Annotated in this window: 14 protein-coding genes; 2 read left to right on the top strand and 12 right to left on the bottom strand. The window is 57.5% G+C overall.

What is annotated here, in order from left to right:
• Nucleotides 1–198: 198 nt before the first annotated feature.
• The 3 genes from EL26_RS04645 to EL26_RS04635 all read right to left on the bottom strand — a co-directional run bounded on the left by EL26_RS04645 (nt 199) and on the right by EL26_RS04635 (nt 3,854).
• Nucleotides 199–2,733 carry a transglycosylase domain-containing protein gene (locus tag EL26_RS04645; protein ID WP_052035996.1) on the bottom strand — a complete coding sequence of 845 codons (2,535 nt, stop codon included), beginning with the start codon at nt 2,731–2,733 and terminating at the stop codon, nt 199–201.
• 204 nt (nt 2,734–2,937) lie between these two features.
• On the bottom strand, nt 2,938–3,513 hold the full coding sequence (locus EL26_RS04640; RefSeq protein WP_038085034.1) for a YkoP family protein: 576 nt from the start codon (nt 3,511–3,513) through the stop codon (nt 2,938–2,940).
• 143 nt (nt 3,514–3,656) lie between these two features.
• Entirely contained in the window at nt 3,657–3,854 is a 198-nt protein-coding gene (locus EL26_RS04635) for a cold shock domain-containing protein (protein WP_038085033.1), read from the bottom strand.
• Between the two features lie 134 nt (nt 3,855–3,988).
• Between EL26_RS04635 and EL26_RS04630 the strand changes: the two genes are divergently transcribed.
• On the top strand, nt 3,989–4,369 hold the full coding sequence (locus EL26_RS04630) for a hypothetical protein (protein ID WP_038085031.1): 381 nt from the start codon (nt 3,989–3,991) through the stop codon (nt 4,367–4,369).
• Here the strand turns inward: EL26_RS04630 and EL26_RS04625 are convergent.
• The 6 genes from EL26_RS04625 to EL26_RS04600 form a co-directional block, all read right to left on the bottom strand.
• Nucleotides 4,366–5,928 carry an ABC-F family ATP-binding cassette domain-containing protein gene (locus tag EL26_RS04625; protein ID WP_038085029.1) on the bottom strand — a complete coding sequence of 521 codons (1,563 nt, stop codon included), beginning with the start codon at nt 5,926–5,928 and terminating at the stop codon, nt 4,366–4,368. The genes EL26_RS04630 and EL26_RS04625 overlap by 4 nt on opposite strands.
• A gap of 315 nt (nt 5,929–6,243) precedes the next feature.
• A complete protein-coding gene (locus EL26_RS04620; RefSeq protein WP_038085027.1) occupies nt 6,244–7,023 on the bottom strand; it encodes an SDR family NAD(P)-dependent oxidoreductase in 780 nt (259 codons plus the stop codon).
• On the bottom strand, nt 7,024–7,359 hold the full coding sequence (locus EL26_RS04615) for a rhodanese-like domain-containing protein (protein ID WP_038085025.1): 336 nt from the start codon (nt 7,357–7,359) through the stop codon (nt 7,024–7,026).
• Nucleotides 7,360–7,362: 3 nt separating this feature from the next.
• The gene (gene cysK / locus EL26_RS04610; protein WP_173424605.1) at nt 7,363–8,310 is read right to left on the bottom strand and encodes a cysteine synthase A; all 948 of its coding nucleotides are present in this window, start codon (nt 8,308–8,310) and stop codon (nt 7,363–7,365) included.
• Between the two features lie 63 nt (nt 8,311–8,373).
• Nucleotides 8,374–8,982: a C40 family peptidase gene (locus tag EL26_RS23450; RefSeq protein ID WP_081856978.1), complete on the bottom strand. Its 609-nt coding sequence runs from the start codon at nt 8,980–8,982 to the stop codon at nt 8,374–8,376.
• A gap of 125 nt (nt 8,983–9,107) precedes the next feature.
• The gene (locus EL26_RS04600; protein WP_038085021.1) at nt 9,108–9,464 is read right to left on the bottom strand and encodes a Lin0512 family protein; all 357 of its coding nucleotides are present in this window, start codon (nt 9,462–9,464) and stop codon (nt 9,108–9,110) included.
• Nucleotides 9,465–9,607: 143 nt separating this feature from the next.
• Between EL26_RS04600 and EL26_RS04595 the strand changes: the two genes are divergently transcribed.
• Nucleotides 9,608–10,357: a TRM11 family SAM-dependent methyltransferase gene (locus EL26_RS04595; RefSeq protein ID WP_338010848.1), complete on the top strand. Its 750-nt coding sequence runs from the start codon at nt 9,608–9,610 to the stop codon at nt 10,355–10,357.
• Between the two features lie 66 nt (nt 10,358–10,423).
• On the opposite strand, the gene nth is transcribed toward EL26_RS04595, so the two are convergent.
• The 3 genes from nth to EL26_RS04580 form a co-directional block, all read right to left on the bottom strand.
• Nucleotides 10,424–11,152: an endonuclease III gene (gene nth / locus EL26_RS04590; RefSeq protein WP_052035993.1), complete on the bottom strand. Its 729-nt coding sequence runs from the start codon at nt 11,150–11,152 to the stop codon at nt 10,424–10,426.
• Nucleotides 11,121–12,038, bottom strand: a complete 918-nt coding sequence (locus tag EL26_RS04585) for a DMT family transporter (protein ID WP_038085020.1) — start codon at nt 12,036–12,038, stop codon at nt 11,121–11,123. The genes nth and EL26_RS04585 overlap by 32 nt, the downstream gene beginning before the upstream one ends.
• Nucleotides 12,039–12,173: 135 nt before the next feature.
• Nucleotides 12,174–16,745: a glutamate synthase-related protein gene (locus EL26_RS04580; RefSeq protein ID WP_038085019.1), complete on the bottom strand. Its 4,572-nt coding sequence runs from the start codon at nt 16,743–16,745 to the stop codon at nt 12,174–12,176.
• Nucleotides 16,746–16,898: the final 153 nt, after the last annotated feature.

Raw genomic sequence — 16,898 nt, 5'->3', positions numbered from 1 at the left:
TCAGACTATACAAAACCTCTACAATATTATCAAAAACTAGAATTACTATAGCTAGAAAGCTAGCCTTTGTCAAATGTTGCACTTTAAAAGCGTGTCCAATCTTACAAAATCTCACGCTCCGAATCCCAAACTTCCTGAAAAAAATCCCCTGCCGCGAGCGGGCAGAGGATTTTTGCATCACAGAACTGCTGCTTACGTTTACTGCTTCGGCGGAGGAAGCGGGATCGACGGTTGACCGCCGGTTCCCGGCTGCGTTGCGCCGCCTCCGGTCCCCGGTGTCGTCCCGGTGCCCGGTTGCGGCAACGTGCCTCCCGTGTCGCCGTCCGTTCCGCCCGGAGGCTGTGTGCCGCCCGTGCCCGGATTGCTCGGTTGCGTCGGGTTGGTCGGCTGGGTCGTGCCGCCGTTGCCTTGCGTCGTTCCCGTTCCGCCTCCCGTGCCGTTGCCCGTTCCCGGCTGCGTTGGACCGCCGGCGCCCGGTTGCGTCGGCTGGTTCGGGTCTTTCGGCTTTTGCGTTTCGCCGCCCGGAATCGCGACGCTCGCGAAGTTCGATTTGGAAAGCTCTTGACCGTCTTTCCAAACGACGACGCTGTACCAGTACGACTTGCCCGGCGTGACGCTTCCGTCGGTGTAGCCCGGCTTGGTGTATTGTCCAAGCGGAATCGAATTCACCGCGGTGCCGTCCGGGTTTTTGTCCGCCCGGTAGAGGAAGTATTGCACGCCCTCCGCCTTGACGGACGACCAGTTGACTTGCACAGACTTGCCGTCAAACGCAGCGGAGAGGTCGTTGACGATCGTGTCGGATTCCTTCGGTTGGTCTTTGGTTTTGTCCTTGTCGTCCGTCGGCGCTTTCTCTTGGACGTTGGTGTCGAAGCCCTTCGATTTCGTGCCGGCCAAACCTGCCGACATGACTTTCGAGAACATCGCCGCCGGCAATTCCGAGCCTTGGCGCAGATAGTGCTGTTGGTCGGACTTGTCAAAGCCCATCCACGTCACCATCACGTAGTCGCTGGTGTACCCGGCAAACCAGGCGTCGCGGTTCCCGGACGTGCCTTCCATCTCCGTGGTCCCGGTCTTGCCCGCCACGTCGCGGCCGCTGATTTGCGCGGCGGTACCCGTGCCGGAATCGACGACGAGCTTCATCATCTTGGTCATGACTTTTGCGGTTTCCGGTTTGATCGCGTCGTGCTTTTGCGTTTTGATCGAAGCGATCTCCGTGCCGCCGTCGTTTTTGATGGATCGAATCGCATACGGCGTCACGCGCTGTCCGTTGTTGTCCGGCACAAACGCGGTGTACGCGCCCGCGAGGTCGAGCGGAGAAACCTCCACGTCGCCCAGCGCGATCGAGAGTTTGTTTTGGTCTTCCTTATCGAGCGGGATGCCGAAGTTTTGCGTCGCGTACTTGTAGCCGACGTCGATGCCCATTTCATAGAGCAAGGAGGCAGCCGGAACGTTCCACGACTCGCGGATCGCTTCATACATCGGAACCGTATCGGTGTAGTAATCCTTCCAGTTCTTCGGCGCATACGAGCCGAAGTGCGTGTCGCGCTTGTTGTTGAGCGGCGACGTGGACGTTTTAAACCCGGTGTCGATCGCCGGCGCATAGTCGACGATCGGTTTGAACGACGAGCCCGGACGGACTTTCGCCATGCTCGCCCGGTTAAACCCGCGCAGTGCATGTTCATCGTTGGACTCGCGTCCGCCGACGATCGCAGCAATCCCGCCGGTCTTCGGATCAACGACGACCGAAGCGCCTTGGACGATCGTGCCGTCGGCAGCGTTGTTCGGGAAGTTGCTCGCGTTTTGGTAGTTTTTCTCCAGCGCTTGCTGGAATTTCGGATCGAGGTTCGTGTAGACCTTCACCCCGCCGCGCAGAATCTGTTCCGCCGGGATGTCGAGCTTCGTTTCCGCTTCTTCCAGGATGTAGTCCAAATAGTACGGGTATTGGACGTTGTCCATCGCACCCTTGATGTTCTTGCCTTGTTTCAAGACGAGTTTGTCTTGCTTGGCTTTATCGGCTTCGTCTTGCGTGATGTAGCCGTTCTTCGCCATCGCGTCCAGCACGATGTTGCGGCGCTTGATCGCCGCTTCGACGTTCTGGTCGTTGTACGGGTCATACGCGGACGGCGCGTTCGGCAGCCCCGCGAGCAGGGCGCATTCGCTGAGCGACAGGTCCTTCATGTCGTCGCCCTTGCCGAAGTAGACTTCCGCCGCCATCTTGATCCCGGTCGCGCCGTGACCGAAGTAGACGCGGTTCAGATACATCTCCAAGATGTCTTCCTTGGAATAGTTTCGCTCAATCTGTGCAGCGAGATAGACTTCCTTAACTTTCCGGGAAAGCGTCTTATCCTGCGTCAAGTAGACGTTCTTCGCCAACTGTTGCGTCAGGGTCGAACCGCCCTCCGCTGCGGAGCCGGTCAGGATGTCTTTCCAGATCGCCCGGCCAATCGAGCGGAAGTCGATGCCGTTGTGATCGTAGAAACGGCTGTCCTCGACGGCAACAACTCCGTCAGAGACCCACTTCGGCACTTCGTTAAGCGCCGCGTGTTCCCCCGGTTGGGCTTGGAACGACATGATCTCTTGGTCGTTTTTGTCATAGATTTGGGTCGTTTTATACTCGAGTTCAAGCTTTGATGGATCGAACGTCGGAAGCGCAATGCTGCATCCGATCAAAATCACCGAGATCGCCGTTATGAAAAAGGCGATCAGCAAGCTGCGCAAGATTTTCTTGCCCAAGACTATCACCTCTTTTGCAACATTCTACTCTTCTCACCAGTATCCGCACAACTTGGAATTCGCACGGGATCAGGACGCTTCTTACTTCTATTCGTGCGCGAGGGCTGTTTTCTGTCTCTCTGGACAAAAAATAACCCTTCCCACTGTATTAGACGTCATCCGGCGGGAAGGGTTTCAGTTCGCGTTATTCATGTAATTTTCAGACTACTGTTCCTTACAATTCGCTCCATAGCGGAAGAACAACTCGTCGGCGGGCATCACGACCCGCTTGATGCACATCGCCTCGTCGCGCCGCGAGAGCCGCCTGAAGCCGTCGGGATGGCAGAATGCCATCATCAGCCGCATGTACCAGTTCTTAAACCGAAACCACGCCGTGTCCGGCACGTTCATCACGGTGAAGCCGAACGGTTCCACGCCGCGGTTGAGCAGCGTGACGCCCATCAGCGCTTTGATCCTTTCGCCGCGCGGGTGTTTGCGCAGAAACTCCGCGAGCTCCGGCAACGAGCGCTTCACTTCCCGCGCCACGAGCAGCACGCGGCGGTTTTCCGATTGGATGTTTTGCAAAATCCCTTGCAATCTCATGTTGTAAAAGTGCAGAAATCCAACCCAATCTCCATCCTGTACGACATCTCCGCCCGGAAGGTCGAAGGCCGGTCCGGCATAATGACGGATGCGGATGCGAAAAATGTTGGTACCGTCGAGGTCTTCAAAGTCAAAGTGCCGCAGACGTCTGTACACTGTGTCTCCCAGTCGCCAGCAAGCGAGCATCGCGCGGTTCATCTGGGCCACCCCCGTCGGTCGTTTTTTCCGTAGTATGGGCTGTGACTGCCCTGCGTATGCCTATGGTATTCTCGACACAACAAAAAAGTCCCAGGATTGAGTTCCCAGGACTTTACACTGCGGGGTCCAACAATCTGTAGTTCTTACAGCTTGGTGACGTTCGCAGCTTGCGGGCCACGAGCGCCTTCAACGATGTCGAAGGATACTTCTTGGCCTTCTTCGAGGGTTTTGAAACCGTCTGCTTGGATTGCGGAGAAGTGTACGAATACGTCGCCACCGTCTTCACGCTCGATGAAACCATAGCCTTTTTCTGCGTTGAACCACTTGACTTTACCTTGCATTGGGAAGCCTCCTAACGGTACATTAAAAAGGTGACACCTTTGTCTCACATTTTATCTCGCTTAGCAAAAAAAGTCAACGAACTCTTGAATCACGAATTGACTTGTCATTCACAAAAACAATCGAGGAGTCTTGCATGAAGCGACAACGCACCCACATCACCCATGTCTACCTCGTCGGTGTCGAGGACCCGGACGATTACTACCACAAGCCGGAGGGCGTGTTGTTCATCGACAACTTGGGCAACCACACGCTCTACTCCGCCGACTCGCGCTACAATTTCCTGCGCAACGCGATCAACAAATTCCCTTATCAGGATTTGGAGGAAGGCGTGGAGTTTCGCGACCACAACGTCCGGATCACCGACCTGACCGACTCATTTCGTCAAGAGTTCGATCTGGTCATCGACGAAATGCTGTTGATTTTGCGTAAAGTGTTTGAAGGAAGCCCGCGTCAACTGTTCTTCCTCGAAAAGCACCTCAACCCCGACAACCACAACCAGCCGTTCGTGCCCTAGAAGGAGGCCCGATCGCGCCACGCCTGCACGTCCCAGACCTCCGTCACCCAGCCCTCGTAGAATTCGGGCTCATGGGTGACGAGCAGGACGGTGCCGGGGTACGCGGTCAGCGCCTCCTTCAGCGCTTCTTTGGCTTGCAAATCGAGATGGTTGGTCGGCTCGTCGAGCACGAGCCAATTGCTGTCTTGGAGGATCAGTTTGCACAACCGCACTTTGGTCTGCTCCCCGCCGGAAAGCGTGGACAGGGGTTGGAGGATGTGCTCGGCTTTCAATCCGCAGCGGGCCAGCGCTTGACGGATCTCTTTTTGCGTGAACTTCGGGAAGGATCGCCACACTTCTTCCAGTGCGGAATGGCCGGCTTTGAACTCAACTTCTTGGGCGAAGTACGCCGGCATCACCCGCTCGCCGTAGCGGACGCGGCCGTCCAGAGACGGCAGCAGACCGAGCAGGGTCTTGAGGCTGGTGGTTTTGCCGATGCCGTTGTAGCCGACGAGCGCGACTTTCGCCCCGCGTTTGAGCGTCAGCGAGAGCGGCGGGAGCAGGGCGTTGGTTTTTTCATACCCGACGGAGAGACCGTTGGTTTCCAGCACGACGCTGGTCGGATCGACGGCGACTTGGAACTTGAACAGCGGCTTGGGCTGACCGGACGGGCGTTCGAGGCGGTCGATTTTTTCCAAGCGCTTCTCCCGGCTCTTCGCTTGCTTGGCGGTGGACGTGCGGACTTTGTTTTTGGCGATGTAGGTTTCGAGTTTTTGAATTTCGCGCTGTTGTTGGTTGTAGGCTTGCAGCGCTTGTGTGCGGCGCAGTTCCGCCAGTTGCACGAATTGGTTGTAGTTGCCGACATAGCGCGTCAGACGCTGGTGTTCGAGGTGGTAGATGATGTTGACAACCTCGTTGAGAAAGTGCGTGTCGTGCGAGATCAAGATGAACGCGTGCGGGTAGTTGCGCAGATATCCTTGCAACCATTCGATGTGTTCTGTGTCGAGGTAGTTGGTCGGCTCGTCGATCAACAGCACTTGCGGTGTTTGCAGCAGCAATTTCGCCAGCAGGAGTTTGGTGCGCTGGCCGCCGCTCAGTTGATTCACGAGCGTGTCAAAGCCAAGTTGATGCAAGCCGAGACCGCGCGCCACCTCTTCGATTTTTGCTTCCAGCGAGTAAAAATCGTGGTGGTCGAGCGTCTCTTGGAGAGTTGCGTAGCGGTTCAAGATGGAGTCGAGGTCGGAAGCGTCCTCGGCCATTTTTTGCGTCAAACAAGTCATTTCTTCTTCCAGCGCGTACAGTTCAGCGAACGCGGTGCGCAGAAACCCGCGCAAGGTTTGCCCCGCCTGAAGGTCGATGTGCTGTTGCAGGTGTCCGACTTTGAGCCCGGACAGCCAGGTGAGCGTGCCGTTGTCCGGCAAGACCTCGCCGCTCAAGATGCGAATCAACGTGGATTTTCCTGCTCCGTTCGGGCCGATCAACCCGACGCGCTCGCGCGGCAACAGACGGAACTCTAAATCGCGGAATATGGTTTTGTCCCCGAACGAATGGGTGACGTTTTCTACATGCAAGATGCTCATGATGGAATCCTCCTCAAGTGGTTTGAGATCCCATTCACGCGCTGCAAGGCACAGCATACTTCCCCTGGAAGGTACAACAAAGAGAGGCAGGGCGAAAGAAACGCCCTGCCTCTCCTTACGAAGACAACCTAAGAAGACAGACTCCGGTCGAGTCGTGAAAAGGGGGTTTGCTTCCGCTGTGCTTGCAGTTGGCGTAACGGGTGAAAAAGGGCAGACTTCACCTGTCTCAAGCCAAATCCACTGCAAGAACAACGGTCGTAAACATAGGTCCCTCTCACTCTCCTTGAAATGTAGTACTTCCAGTATATGCAAAACTCAGGAGTTTGACAACATCACTTTGTCATACACCCACGGGAAGAGGTGTCGAAAAGCGATCCCGATGCGCCCGATGCGCGGCAGCACGTACATCGGCTTGCGCTCGCGGGCTGCTCGCAGCACCGCGTCGGCAACCGCATCCGCGCTGAGAAACTTCGAAGCCACTTTCGGCAGCTTGGTGCGGTCCGCCCGGTCAAAAAACGGCGTGTCCACCGGGCCGGGGTTGACCGTCGAAAGCGCAACGCCTGTGCCGTGCAGTTCATAGCGCAACCCTTCCGAGAAGCCCTGCACCGCAAATTTCGTGGCGGCATACACCCCGTGCGTCGGCGTGGCGAAGAAGCTCGCCAAAGACGCGAGGTTGATGATCTGACCGCTGCGGCGCGTAAGCATCGAGGGCAGCACCGCTTTGGTCATCCGCACGAGGCCGAAATAGTTGACGTCCATCATGTCGACGATTTCTTCCACGCTCAGGTCGATCGTTTTTTCAAAGAGACCGTAGCCGGCGTTGTTCAAGAGGATGTCGATGTGTCCAAAGCGGTCGAGCACTTCCGACACCACGCGTTGCACCTGCTGATCGGAATGCACGTCCAGCGCAAAGACCGGCGCTTCGATGCCGTACGTCTCCCGAATCTCCGCCGCTGCTTCCAGCAACTTGTCCACCGTGCGGGCTGTCAGGATGGGAATCGCGCCGGCTTGAGCAAACTTGAGCGCCGCCACGCGGCCGATTCCGCTGGAAGCGCCTGTGATCAACACGATCCGGTCGCGCAGAGAGACGGACATCTACTCCTCCATGCCGGTTTTGACCGGCTCTGTCCACGAAAGCATGCCGCCGTTGAAGTTGTTGACTTTCTCAAAGCCGTTTTGCTTCAAGAAGCGGGCAACTTGATGGCTGCGGTTGCCGCTGCGGCAGATAAAAAGGTATTCCTTGTCCTTGTCGAGTTCGTTCAGTTTGGAAGGAATGGTGTGCATCGGAACGAGCGGCACGCCCGGGATGTGGCCGGCGTTGTACTCTTCCGGTTCACGGACGTCGAGGATCACGATGTCCTTCGGGTCTTCGATGATTTTTTTGACTTCTTCGGCGGTAAATTGCTGGATGCCTTCGATGTTGTGCGGCATGTGTTAACACTCCTTGTCTGAATCGGTGTGGAACAGATCGGATGTCAAGTAGCGCTCGCCGGTATCCGGAGCGATGCAAAGCACGCGATGCCCCGGTCCGAGACGCTTGGCGACTTGCAAAGCAGTATGCACCGACGCGCCCGACGAAGTGCCGACGAGGATGCCTTCCTCGCGCGCCAAGCGGCGAGTGGTTTCCTGTGCGTTCTGATCGGATATCTTGAAGATTTCATCGTACACGTTCTGGTTGAGAATCTTCGGAATGAAGCCGGGGCTTGTCCCGACGATTTTATGCGAGCCTGCCGGTTCGCCGGAGAGCACGGCTGACGTCTCCGGCTCGACGACGTACACGTTAAGGCCGGGGATCAGTTCTTTGAGCGTCTCCCCCGTTCCCGTGACCGTCCCGCCTGTGCCTGCCGTCGCGACGAACGCGTCGAGACGACCCTCCATCTGGCGGAAGATCTCTTGCGCCGTCGTGCGGCGATGCACGTCGGGGTTGTGCAGGTTTTCAAACTGCATCGGAAGAAACGAGCCGGGAATCTCGGACGCCAACCGGTTCGCCACGGCGACCGCGCCGTTCATGCGCTGCGGCCCCGGCGAGAGTTCGACTTCGGCGCCGTACGCTTTGAGAATCGCGATGCGTTCCTTGGTGCAAGTGTCCGGCATGACGAGAGTCACTCGGTAGCCCTTGGAGGCTCCGACCATCGCCAGTCCGATGCCGGTGTTGCCGGAAGTCGGCTCAATGATCGTGGAGCCTGGCTTCAACAGCCCCATGCGCTCTGCTTCCGCTATCATATTGGAGGCTGCCCGATCCTTGACGCTGCGGCTCGGGTTGAACATCTCCAACTTGACATAGACGTCCGCCATCTCGGCCGTCACGAGCCGGTTCAGCTTGACGACCGGCGTGTTGCCAATCAATTCCGAGATGTTGTGAAACACTTTCACGACAACCATCTCCTACTTTTCAATGTCAAGGTTTATCGTGGCATGTTTTTCCTTCTGTGTCAATCGAGCGGCTTAGAGCGCGGCTCCGACGACGCGGCGGGCTCCCACGAAACGGGCTTTGTAATAATCGGCGTCGAGGTTGCCGGTGGTCACGCCCTTTTGAGGATTGAGCGCGTGCACGAATTTGCCGCCGCCGACATAGATGCCCAGATGAGACGGCCCCGGCGCGTACGTTGTAAAAAACACAAGGTCGCCCGGTTGGAGCTCTTGAACGGAAACCACTTGTCCCACGTTGTATTGGTCATAGGAATTGCGCGGCACTTCGATGCCGTTTTGTTTCAATATGTATTGAGTGAATCCGGAGCAGTCGAACCCTTGCGGTCCGGTGCCGCCCCAAACGTAGGGGGTGCCGATGAAATGCGCGGCGGAATCGGCGACGCGCTTGCCGATTTTTTGCTTCTGGGCTTGGGCTTGCCGGAGCCGCTCCAGCGAGCGCGAAGACAGCGCTGCGTGTGAACTTCGGACGGATTGTTTTTGGTCGAGGATTTGGCGGTCCTCGAGATGAAGTTGATTCGGAACGGGGGCTGCCCAAGCTTTCGGCGCGGGTGTTTCCACACACATCGAAATCAAAAGCAAGAAGGTCAGGATCGCAAAGGTCATAACGGAACGCATACAAGGCATGAGTGTCGTTGGTCTCCTTTTCGTCTGATGAATGGCAAAAAATGAAAATCACTCTGAACCAGAGTGATCTCATTCCTTGCTCCTGCATATATGGGGCTTATCCACCCGTTCAGAACCAATTGGACTTAGTAGCCGACTTCGACCGCCGCGTTGACGATGATCACTTCGTCGTTTTTGTCGCCCTTGTCAGGCAGGACGACGCCGCTGGAGCAGATCAAACCGCCCGGCACGATTTCGACTTCGACTTGGCCGTAGGGGAACGATTTCTTGACCTCTTCGATGTCCACTTGTTCCGCGGGAACGGGTACCCCCAGTTTCACGCGCACTTTCATGTTGTCAAGCGTGTTGCCCGGCAAGATCGAACGCAGGCCCGGCATGGAGTTTTCTTGGATGGCATCGCGGCAGGCGCGCTTGGCGGCCACCGTGGCGTCCTGCCCGTGCAGGTCGACGCCCATGCCGAGTTCGATGAAGATCACAGTCATAAAATTTCCCTCCTGTAGTCTGATTATCCATGTATCAGCATACCGAAAATGCACGGTGGAAAACAAACAGAACATATGTTCTTGTCAAATCTCTCCTCCTCTTGTACAATAGACCTACAGAGACTGAGAGGAGTGAAGGTTCAATGGCTACTTCCGCTTTCCATTCCCATTCTTCAGTGCGCGCGGCTCGCCCGTTCCCCCAGACGGCGCAGCTCGATTTGCTATCATCAGCATGGAGCGCTCCCCACCTTCAGCGCGAGGAGCCGGGAACCTTCGCCCTTTCGTTCTCTCCCGCACTCGTGCGAGATTTGTTGCAAACGTATTCCCGCCCGGGCGATACCGTCCTGGACTGCTTCCTCGGTTCCGGCACCGTATATGCGGAAGGAATCTGGATGAGCCGCCGCGTCGTCGGGATGGATTGCAATCCCGACATGGTCGAGGACGTTCGAGAGCGCATCGGAGACGCAGGCGGTGAATTGCACTGCGCCGACGCCCGCCGTTTGGCCGATCTGCTCGGCCCGGACTCGGTCGACCTCGTCGTGACGCAACCGCCGTACGGGCACACTCATAAATTTTCGAAAGATCTCTCCGCCGATTTGTCGTTGCTCTCGTCGCGCGACTTTCTGAGCGCGATTGAGGTGGTGGCAGCGGAGTTGTTCACCGTGTTGAAGCCGGACGGATACTGCGCGATTCTGATCGGCGACATCAAGGATCGAGGGCGCACGATGCCGCTCGGATTCCAATTTGTCCATCGCTTTCTCTCCCGCGGATTTTCGGTCGTGAATTTGTACGACTCCCGCACCCCGTCTTCGCACTTGCCGGTCCCCCTGCATGCCGGCGAATACCTGATGATTTTCCAGAAAAAACAGAAAGCGCCGAAGCGCACGCGCTGAAGACATCTCAGGAGGTCTTCGTTTTGGCGGAGCTTCGACGCTTTCGCTGCAGCGTGTAGAGGAAGATTACTTGGAAGCGCTCGTAGACGCTTTTGTTGTTGCTTTTGTTGTTGCTTTTGTTGTTGCTTTCGTGGTGGTTTTCTTCGTACCTTTGGCGGCGGCCTTTGCGTTTTTTTGATACTCGCTGCAAATGTCTTGCAGCGGGCACAGTTCGCACTTCGGGCTGCGCGCGGCACAGACGCGGCGTCCGTGCAGGATCAAAGCATGGTGCGTGAACGTCCAGTGTTCCTTGGGAAGTTTGCGCATCAGGTCTTTTTCCGTATCGAGCACGTTCGTCGCTTTGGTCAAGCCGAGTCGGTGCGAGAGGCGGTCGACATGCGTGTCGACGGCGATCGCCGGCACGCCAAACGCCGTGCTCAACACCACGTTGGCCGTTTTGCGGCCGACGCCTGGCAGACTGACGAGGTAGTCGTAGTCGTTAGGCACTTCCCCTCCCTGCTCCTCCACCAATCTCCTGCATGTCTCCAAGATGTTCTTCGCTTTGTTTCGGAACAATCCAATTCGACGGATCGCCTCTTCCATTTCCTCTTGCGTAAGTCCGGCCATGACTTCCGGGGTCGGGTATTTTTCAAAAAGTCCCGGTGTCACTTCGTTGACGAGCTTATCCGTGCATTGCGCGGAGAGAACGACCGCAATCAAGAGTTCAAACGGATTGCGGTGAATCAGTTCGCACGTGGCATCGGGATAGAGTTGCTGCAAGTGTTCAATCAACATGGGAACTTCTGCTTTTTTCATTCCGTACGTTACTCCTGTCTTCTGACTGTTTCAACATGACGAGCAGAGCGCCGAGCAACACCGCCGTGCCGCCGACGCATTGGGCGGGGGTCAAGCGATCTCCGATCAACAGCGCCGATGCCGTGATCGTGACCAAAGGTTCGATCATGCTGAGGATGGACGCTTTCGTCGAGCCGATGATTCGCAGGCCGTAGAAGAACGCCACCATCGCGATGATCGTCGGGAACAGGATGATCCCGCCGATGGCGAGCCACGCCTGTGTGTGAAAGTGCAGTTGCAATTGATTCGTGCTAAGCGATACCGTTGCAAGCGAGAGCGCGGTGAACAGCGTTACGCTGGCGCTGGTGACGACGCTGGGCACGCTCTTGACGACGCGGTTGCTCAAGACGATATAGATCGAATAGAGAACGGCCGACACGACACCGAGGATCACGCCGATTGGAGAGACGTCGGCAAACGAAGTGCCAAGCACCAACACAAGCCCTGCCATCGCGAGCACCAAGGAGAGCACGATGCGGCGGGTCAGTCGTTCCTTGTCCACAACGGCGGACAGCACGGCAACGAAGACCGGATAGCTGTAGAGCAGGAGAGCCGCCAGCGACGGTGAGATGTACTGCACCGCCGTGAAGAACGTAAACGACATCGCCGCATACAGCACGCCTCCTAGAATGAACATAGCCAACAGTTGCCGAAGCGTGAGGGAAATTTTCGTGCGGCTGACTACGAGGAAGAGCCAGAACAACAGCGCCGCCAATGCAAAGCGGATGGTCAACAGGCCGAGGACGGACGCCCCGTCTCGGTAGGCATACACAGCCAAGATCGACATGATGCCGTAACAGGCGGCCGAGATCAGGACGAGGGCAACGCCCAAGATGGAACGGTTCAAGAGTCTAACCCCTTCGCTTCGGTAGAGTGGATTGTTTTCGGTTGAGTATCTTCATTGTAGTACAACCATTCGAAAAAAGGCAGACCCCATCCGTTGGATGAAGTCTGCCTGGTACTGGCGTTTGTTTGCTCGCGGTTACTCGGTTGCGATGTCTTGGTTGGTTTGCAGAGCGCCGGGCTTCACCATGACGAAGTTTTGTGCGGCATGGATCAACAATTCTTCGATGATCTCCGCTTCCTCGGGTTGACCGGAACGGACGAGTTCCGATTTGTAGGTCGTCAGGAGTTCTTCGATGTCGCGCAATCCGTTGCGATCGAGCGGGAGCAGCGATACTTTCGCGCCCTTGGCGATGCGGCGGCGCAGCGCTTGTTGCGTCAAGCCCATCTCCGGCTGCAAGCGCAGGTACACGGTGCCGCCGGACATCCCCGAGCAGATCCACGGACCCGGATCGCCCAGCACCAGCGCACGGCCGTTGGTCATGTACTCAAACGCAAAGCCCTTGATTTGCGAGCGCGCCCCCAGCATGCCGTACTCGTCTTGCAACGGCTCCGTCAAGCGCTGGCCGAAGATCATGTCGGCTCCGGACAAGCGGATGCCCGCACGGGAGTCTGCCACGCCTTGGACGATGAACAGACCGCGCTGCGCGCCGTAGCCGAGCCCTTTGCCTGCAGAACCGTTGATGCGGACGCCTTTTTGGTTCACGCCCTTGAGCACGATAATCTTGCCGCCGTAAGAGGTTTTGCCGAGGCCGTCTTGCGCCCCGCCCTGTACGCGGAAATGCACGCCCGTCGTGTTGTACGCCGCGAACCCGTTGCCCGCAATCGTGCCGTCATCGAGTCGCACCGATGCTTTTTGGAACTGCTCGCCTTTGAAACGGCGGCGGGTCAAGTTGCCGGAGAGATGGCTGCCGAGCACGCGGTCAGAAGCCACCGCCCCTGTGACGTTCTGCGTTGCGGCTCCACCGCCTGCCGCCATTTCCACGACCGCTTCCATCGACAGTCGTTCCGTCAGCGAGTTGACGCCGACGCTGGAGAGACGCACCGCCGGAACGGCCACAGCCGTTTCCACGACGACCGGCGTCAACAGCGCCCCCAAGTCAATGCGGGTGTTCAGAGAGACTTGCTCCAGCAGGTCTGCGCGGCCGACGAGATCTTGCGTGCGGGTCGCGCCGAGTTTCGCCGTCCATTGGCGAAGTTCTTCGCCCATGCCTGAGAAGAAGCGCTGCAAGCGTTCAATCGACAGGTCCAGTTCGCGGGGAACGAACATCTTGAGACCTTTTTCCTTCGCTTCTTCGATGGAATCCATCTGCGTTGCAATCCCGACGTGGCAGGTGTCTTTGTGACAGCCGCGGCAAGCGGTGCAACCGACTGCGACCATCGCCAGCGTCCCGAAGCCGATGCGGTTGGCGCCGAGCAAGATCATCTTCATGGCGTCGAGTCCGTTTTTGATCCCGCCGTCCGCCCACAGTTCGACGAGGTGGCGGAGACCGGAGTTCACCAGTTCTTCGTGCGCGATTTTGACGCCGATCTCAGTCGGCAGTCCGACGTGGCGCAACGCATGCGCGCGGGCAGCCCCCGTGCCGCCGTCATACCCGGAGACGGTGATGATGTCCGCCCCGGCTTTTGCAACGCCGACTGCAATCGTGCCGATGCCCGGAACGACCGGAATCTTGACGGAGACGCGCGCGTGCGGGTTGGCGATCTTGAACTCGTCGATGACTTGCGCGAGGTCTTCGATGGAGTAGATGTCGTGGTTGTTCGACGGCGAGATCAAGTCGGTGCCCGGCTGCGCGTTCCGGGCTGCCGCGACCTTGGTCGTAACTTTCGTGCCCGGCAAGTGACCGCCCTCTCCCGGTTTTGCCCCCTGCCCGATCTTCAGTTCGATCAAGTTCGCGGAGTTCAACAGTTCGATGTTCACCCCGAAGCGACCCGAGGCGACTTGGATGCCGCGATGGTTCGGATATTTGCCGATCATGTCCTTGATTTCCCCGCCCTCGCCGTTGAGCGAGATCATGTCGAGGCGGTACGCCGCTTCCGCATAAGCCCGGAACGCCGTTTCGTTTTGCGAACCGAACGACATCGAGGAGATCAAGAACGGCAAGGAGTGCTGACCGACGGAGATGTCGACTTTTTCTACAGCCGGACGTTGCGCTTCCTCGACGACTTTCGGAGCCAGCAAGTGACGCAGCGAAATCGGGGTCTTCGCTTCCAGCTCTTGCACTTTCTCCGTGTACTCGTCATACGGCTTGGAGCCGGTCGCCACGTCGTTCACGAGCTTCCAGAGGCGCGGGAAGACGTGATAGCCGCGCGCGATGCGGGCTTTCTCCGGAGATTGGAACAGGGCTTCCCGCTCCGTCGCGTCCTTCTCCAAGTCTTGGAACGATACACCTGCGCGTTGCGAGCCGAAGAAGTTCGGCGTGCCGAACAACTCCGCCAGTTCCGGCTGGAAGCCGATCGAAGAGAACAAGCGGTCATAACCGCGCAGTTCGTGGATGCCAAGCGTCGAGATGACTTTCTCCAACCCTTTTTGCAGAGCTTCGTAGAGGTTTTTGATCATCGCCAGCGGCTCGGTGTGCGACGCCAGTTCCCACATTAGATACGGGTTGACGGTGTCCGCGCCCAACCCGATGGCGATCACGATGTCGTGCAGATTGCGAAGCCCCGCCGAACGGAGCACCAGCGAGACGCGGCGGCGGAGATTCTCTGCTTTCTTCGCGACCGGGTAGCTTTTCAGCGCGAGGTGGACAGCCGACGTGATCAGATGCGGATCGAGATAGCCCGCCCCGTGGCGGAACGTGAAGCGGTCGTCCAAGACGAGCACATGTGCGCCGGCCACGACCGCTTCCACCGCTTCTTGGGTCAGACGAGCAATCGCGTCTTGCACGCTTTCACCGATTTCGCGGTTGATGTTCAGCACTTCGACGGCGTGTTGGACATCTTCAAACTCGCGCAGCAAGTCTTCAAACAGATAGCTGCCCAATTTGTGCGCCAGCGGACGGTACAAGTCGCGGGAAAGCGGTGCCGTGCGGCGGTGTCCGCCCAAAAGCAGCGGTGTTTGCAGCTCCAAACGGCGGTACACGATGCCTTGGTGGCCTTGCAGCGACGGTCGCGGGCCGATGACGACGCGGGTGGAGAAATGTTCAATCTCTCGTTCACGGTCGATCGCCGGGTTGGTTACAACGGCGACACTCTCTTTGAAATAGTCCGACAAATTTTGACGCTCTTGGCTCATCACGGCGAGAGGGCCGTCGTAACCAAGCGATCGAATCGGTTCAGTGCCGGTGCTTGCCTGATGGTCGATCAAGTCGAGGTGCTCCGCTTCCCATCCGAAAGCAGCCAGCAAGCGTTCACGCTCTTCAGGCGTCTCTTGCTTCGCCGCTTCGACGGTCAACTCGCCGTTCATGAATTCCGCGCGCGGAGCCCCGAAGGAAATCGAGCGGCGGAAGTTGGAGAACGAATAGCGCTTGCTTGCGCGCTCCAGCACCACTTGTTGCAATTCATGGTACGGAAGTTCGACCGTGCCGTTCTCGGTGAGTTGGAGGCCGATTTTCTCCCCCGGTGCCAGCGGACGCGGTTCCGCGATCATCTCCGTGAGCGGCACGACGCCCTGCTCCGACGAGAACCAGATCGTCGTCTCCGTCTGCATGCGCCACAGAGGACGCAAGCCGAGAGCATCGACTGCAAACAGGCACTCGCGGCCGTAGCGCGAGACGATACCCGCCGGGCCTTGCGCAAACGGACCCCAAGCGGAACGATAGAACATGTAGAGGTCTTGCAAGTCGCTCTTGAAGTTTTTGATCTCGTTGACGATCGGCGGGAAGATCATCTCCATCGCCTCGTACAGCGAGAACCCGTACTCCGAGATCAGCCCTTCGATGGTGCGGTTCATATCTTGAGAGTCGGAACCGCCCTCGACGAGTTGGATGCCGAGCATCTCCGCTTCTTCGCGCAGACGCTTGATCGTGTTGATCTCGCCGTTGTGGCCGAGCAGGGAGAACGGCTGCACCCGTTCAAACACGGTGGAGGTGTTGGTGGAATAGCGGTTATGTCCAACGGTGGCCGCCGAACGAAGTTCCGGATTCTGCAGATCCGGGTAGTAGTTCAACAGGCATTCTGCCGAACCGCGCACTTTGTAGACGACGCTGTAGCGGCTCAAGGAGCAGACATGCACCGGAGTTTTGGCCTCAATTTCACAGGTCAGCCGGAACAACAGCGCATCATACTCGCTGCCGGACGGCAACTCTTCCGACTCTGCGGTGAACGCAAGCTGCCAAAACAGCGGTTCTTCTTGGCGGCCCTGCGGTCCCAGCGCTTTCGAGTTCACAGCTTCCGCCTGCTCCAGCAAGAGGCTCAGGCCGCTGTCGGCAAACCGGCGGCGGATGTCTTCCATCCAGCCCTTCATTTTATATTCATCGGTCTTCGGGACAAACAGATGCGCCACGCCGAAATGCTCTTGATCCGCCCACGCGCCCGGCAGACCTTGCTTCATCAGTTTCTTGATCCAAAGTTTGCGCGGAACATCGATTAATATCCCCGTACCGTCCCCTTCGCCGTCAATGAATCCTGCACGATGGTTCATTTGGATGAGTGCTTCCAGGATGCGTTGTACGTTGTCATGGGTCGGATGGCCGCTCGTCTCGACTGCAGCAACAATCCCACAAGAATCGTGCTCTTCAACCGTTCGCTTGCGCTGATTGTAGTTGGCCATAGTTTTCTCCACCTCCAGTAGTTTGCTTCTGATATTTCAGATTATAAACAATATCGGATATAAATACAAAGGTCTTCAGGCATCTGACACAACTTTTTCTAAGCCAAAATCATTCATTTTTTCGATGAAAGCCCTTTCATATCGATATTGTGC

It is taken from the genome of Tumebacillus flagellatus, from assembly GCF_000714935.1.
Lineage (GTDB): Bacteria > Bacillota > Bacilli > Tumebacillales > Tumebacillaceae > Tumebacillus > Tumebacillus flagellatus.
The sequence above is the reverse complement of the archived record's forward strand: the minus strand, read 5'-3'. Positions and strand labels throughout refer to the sequence as shown.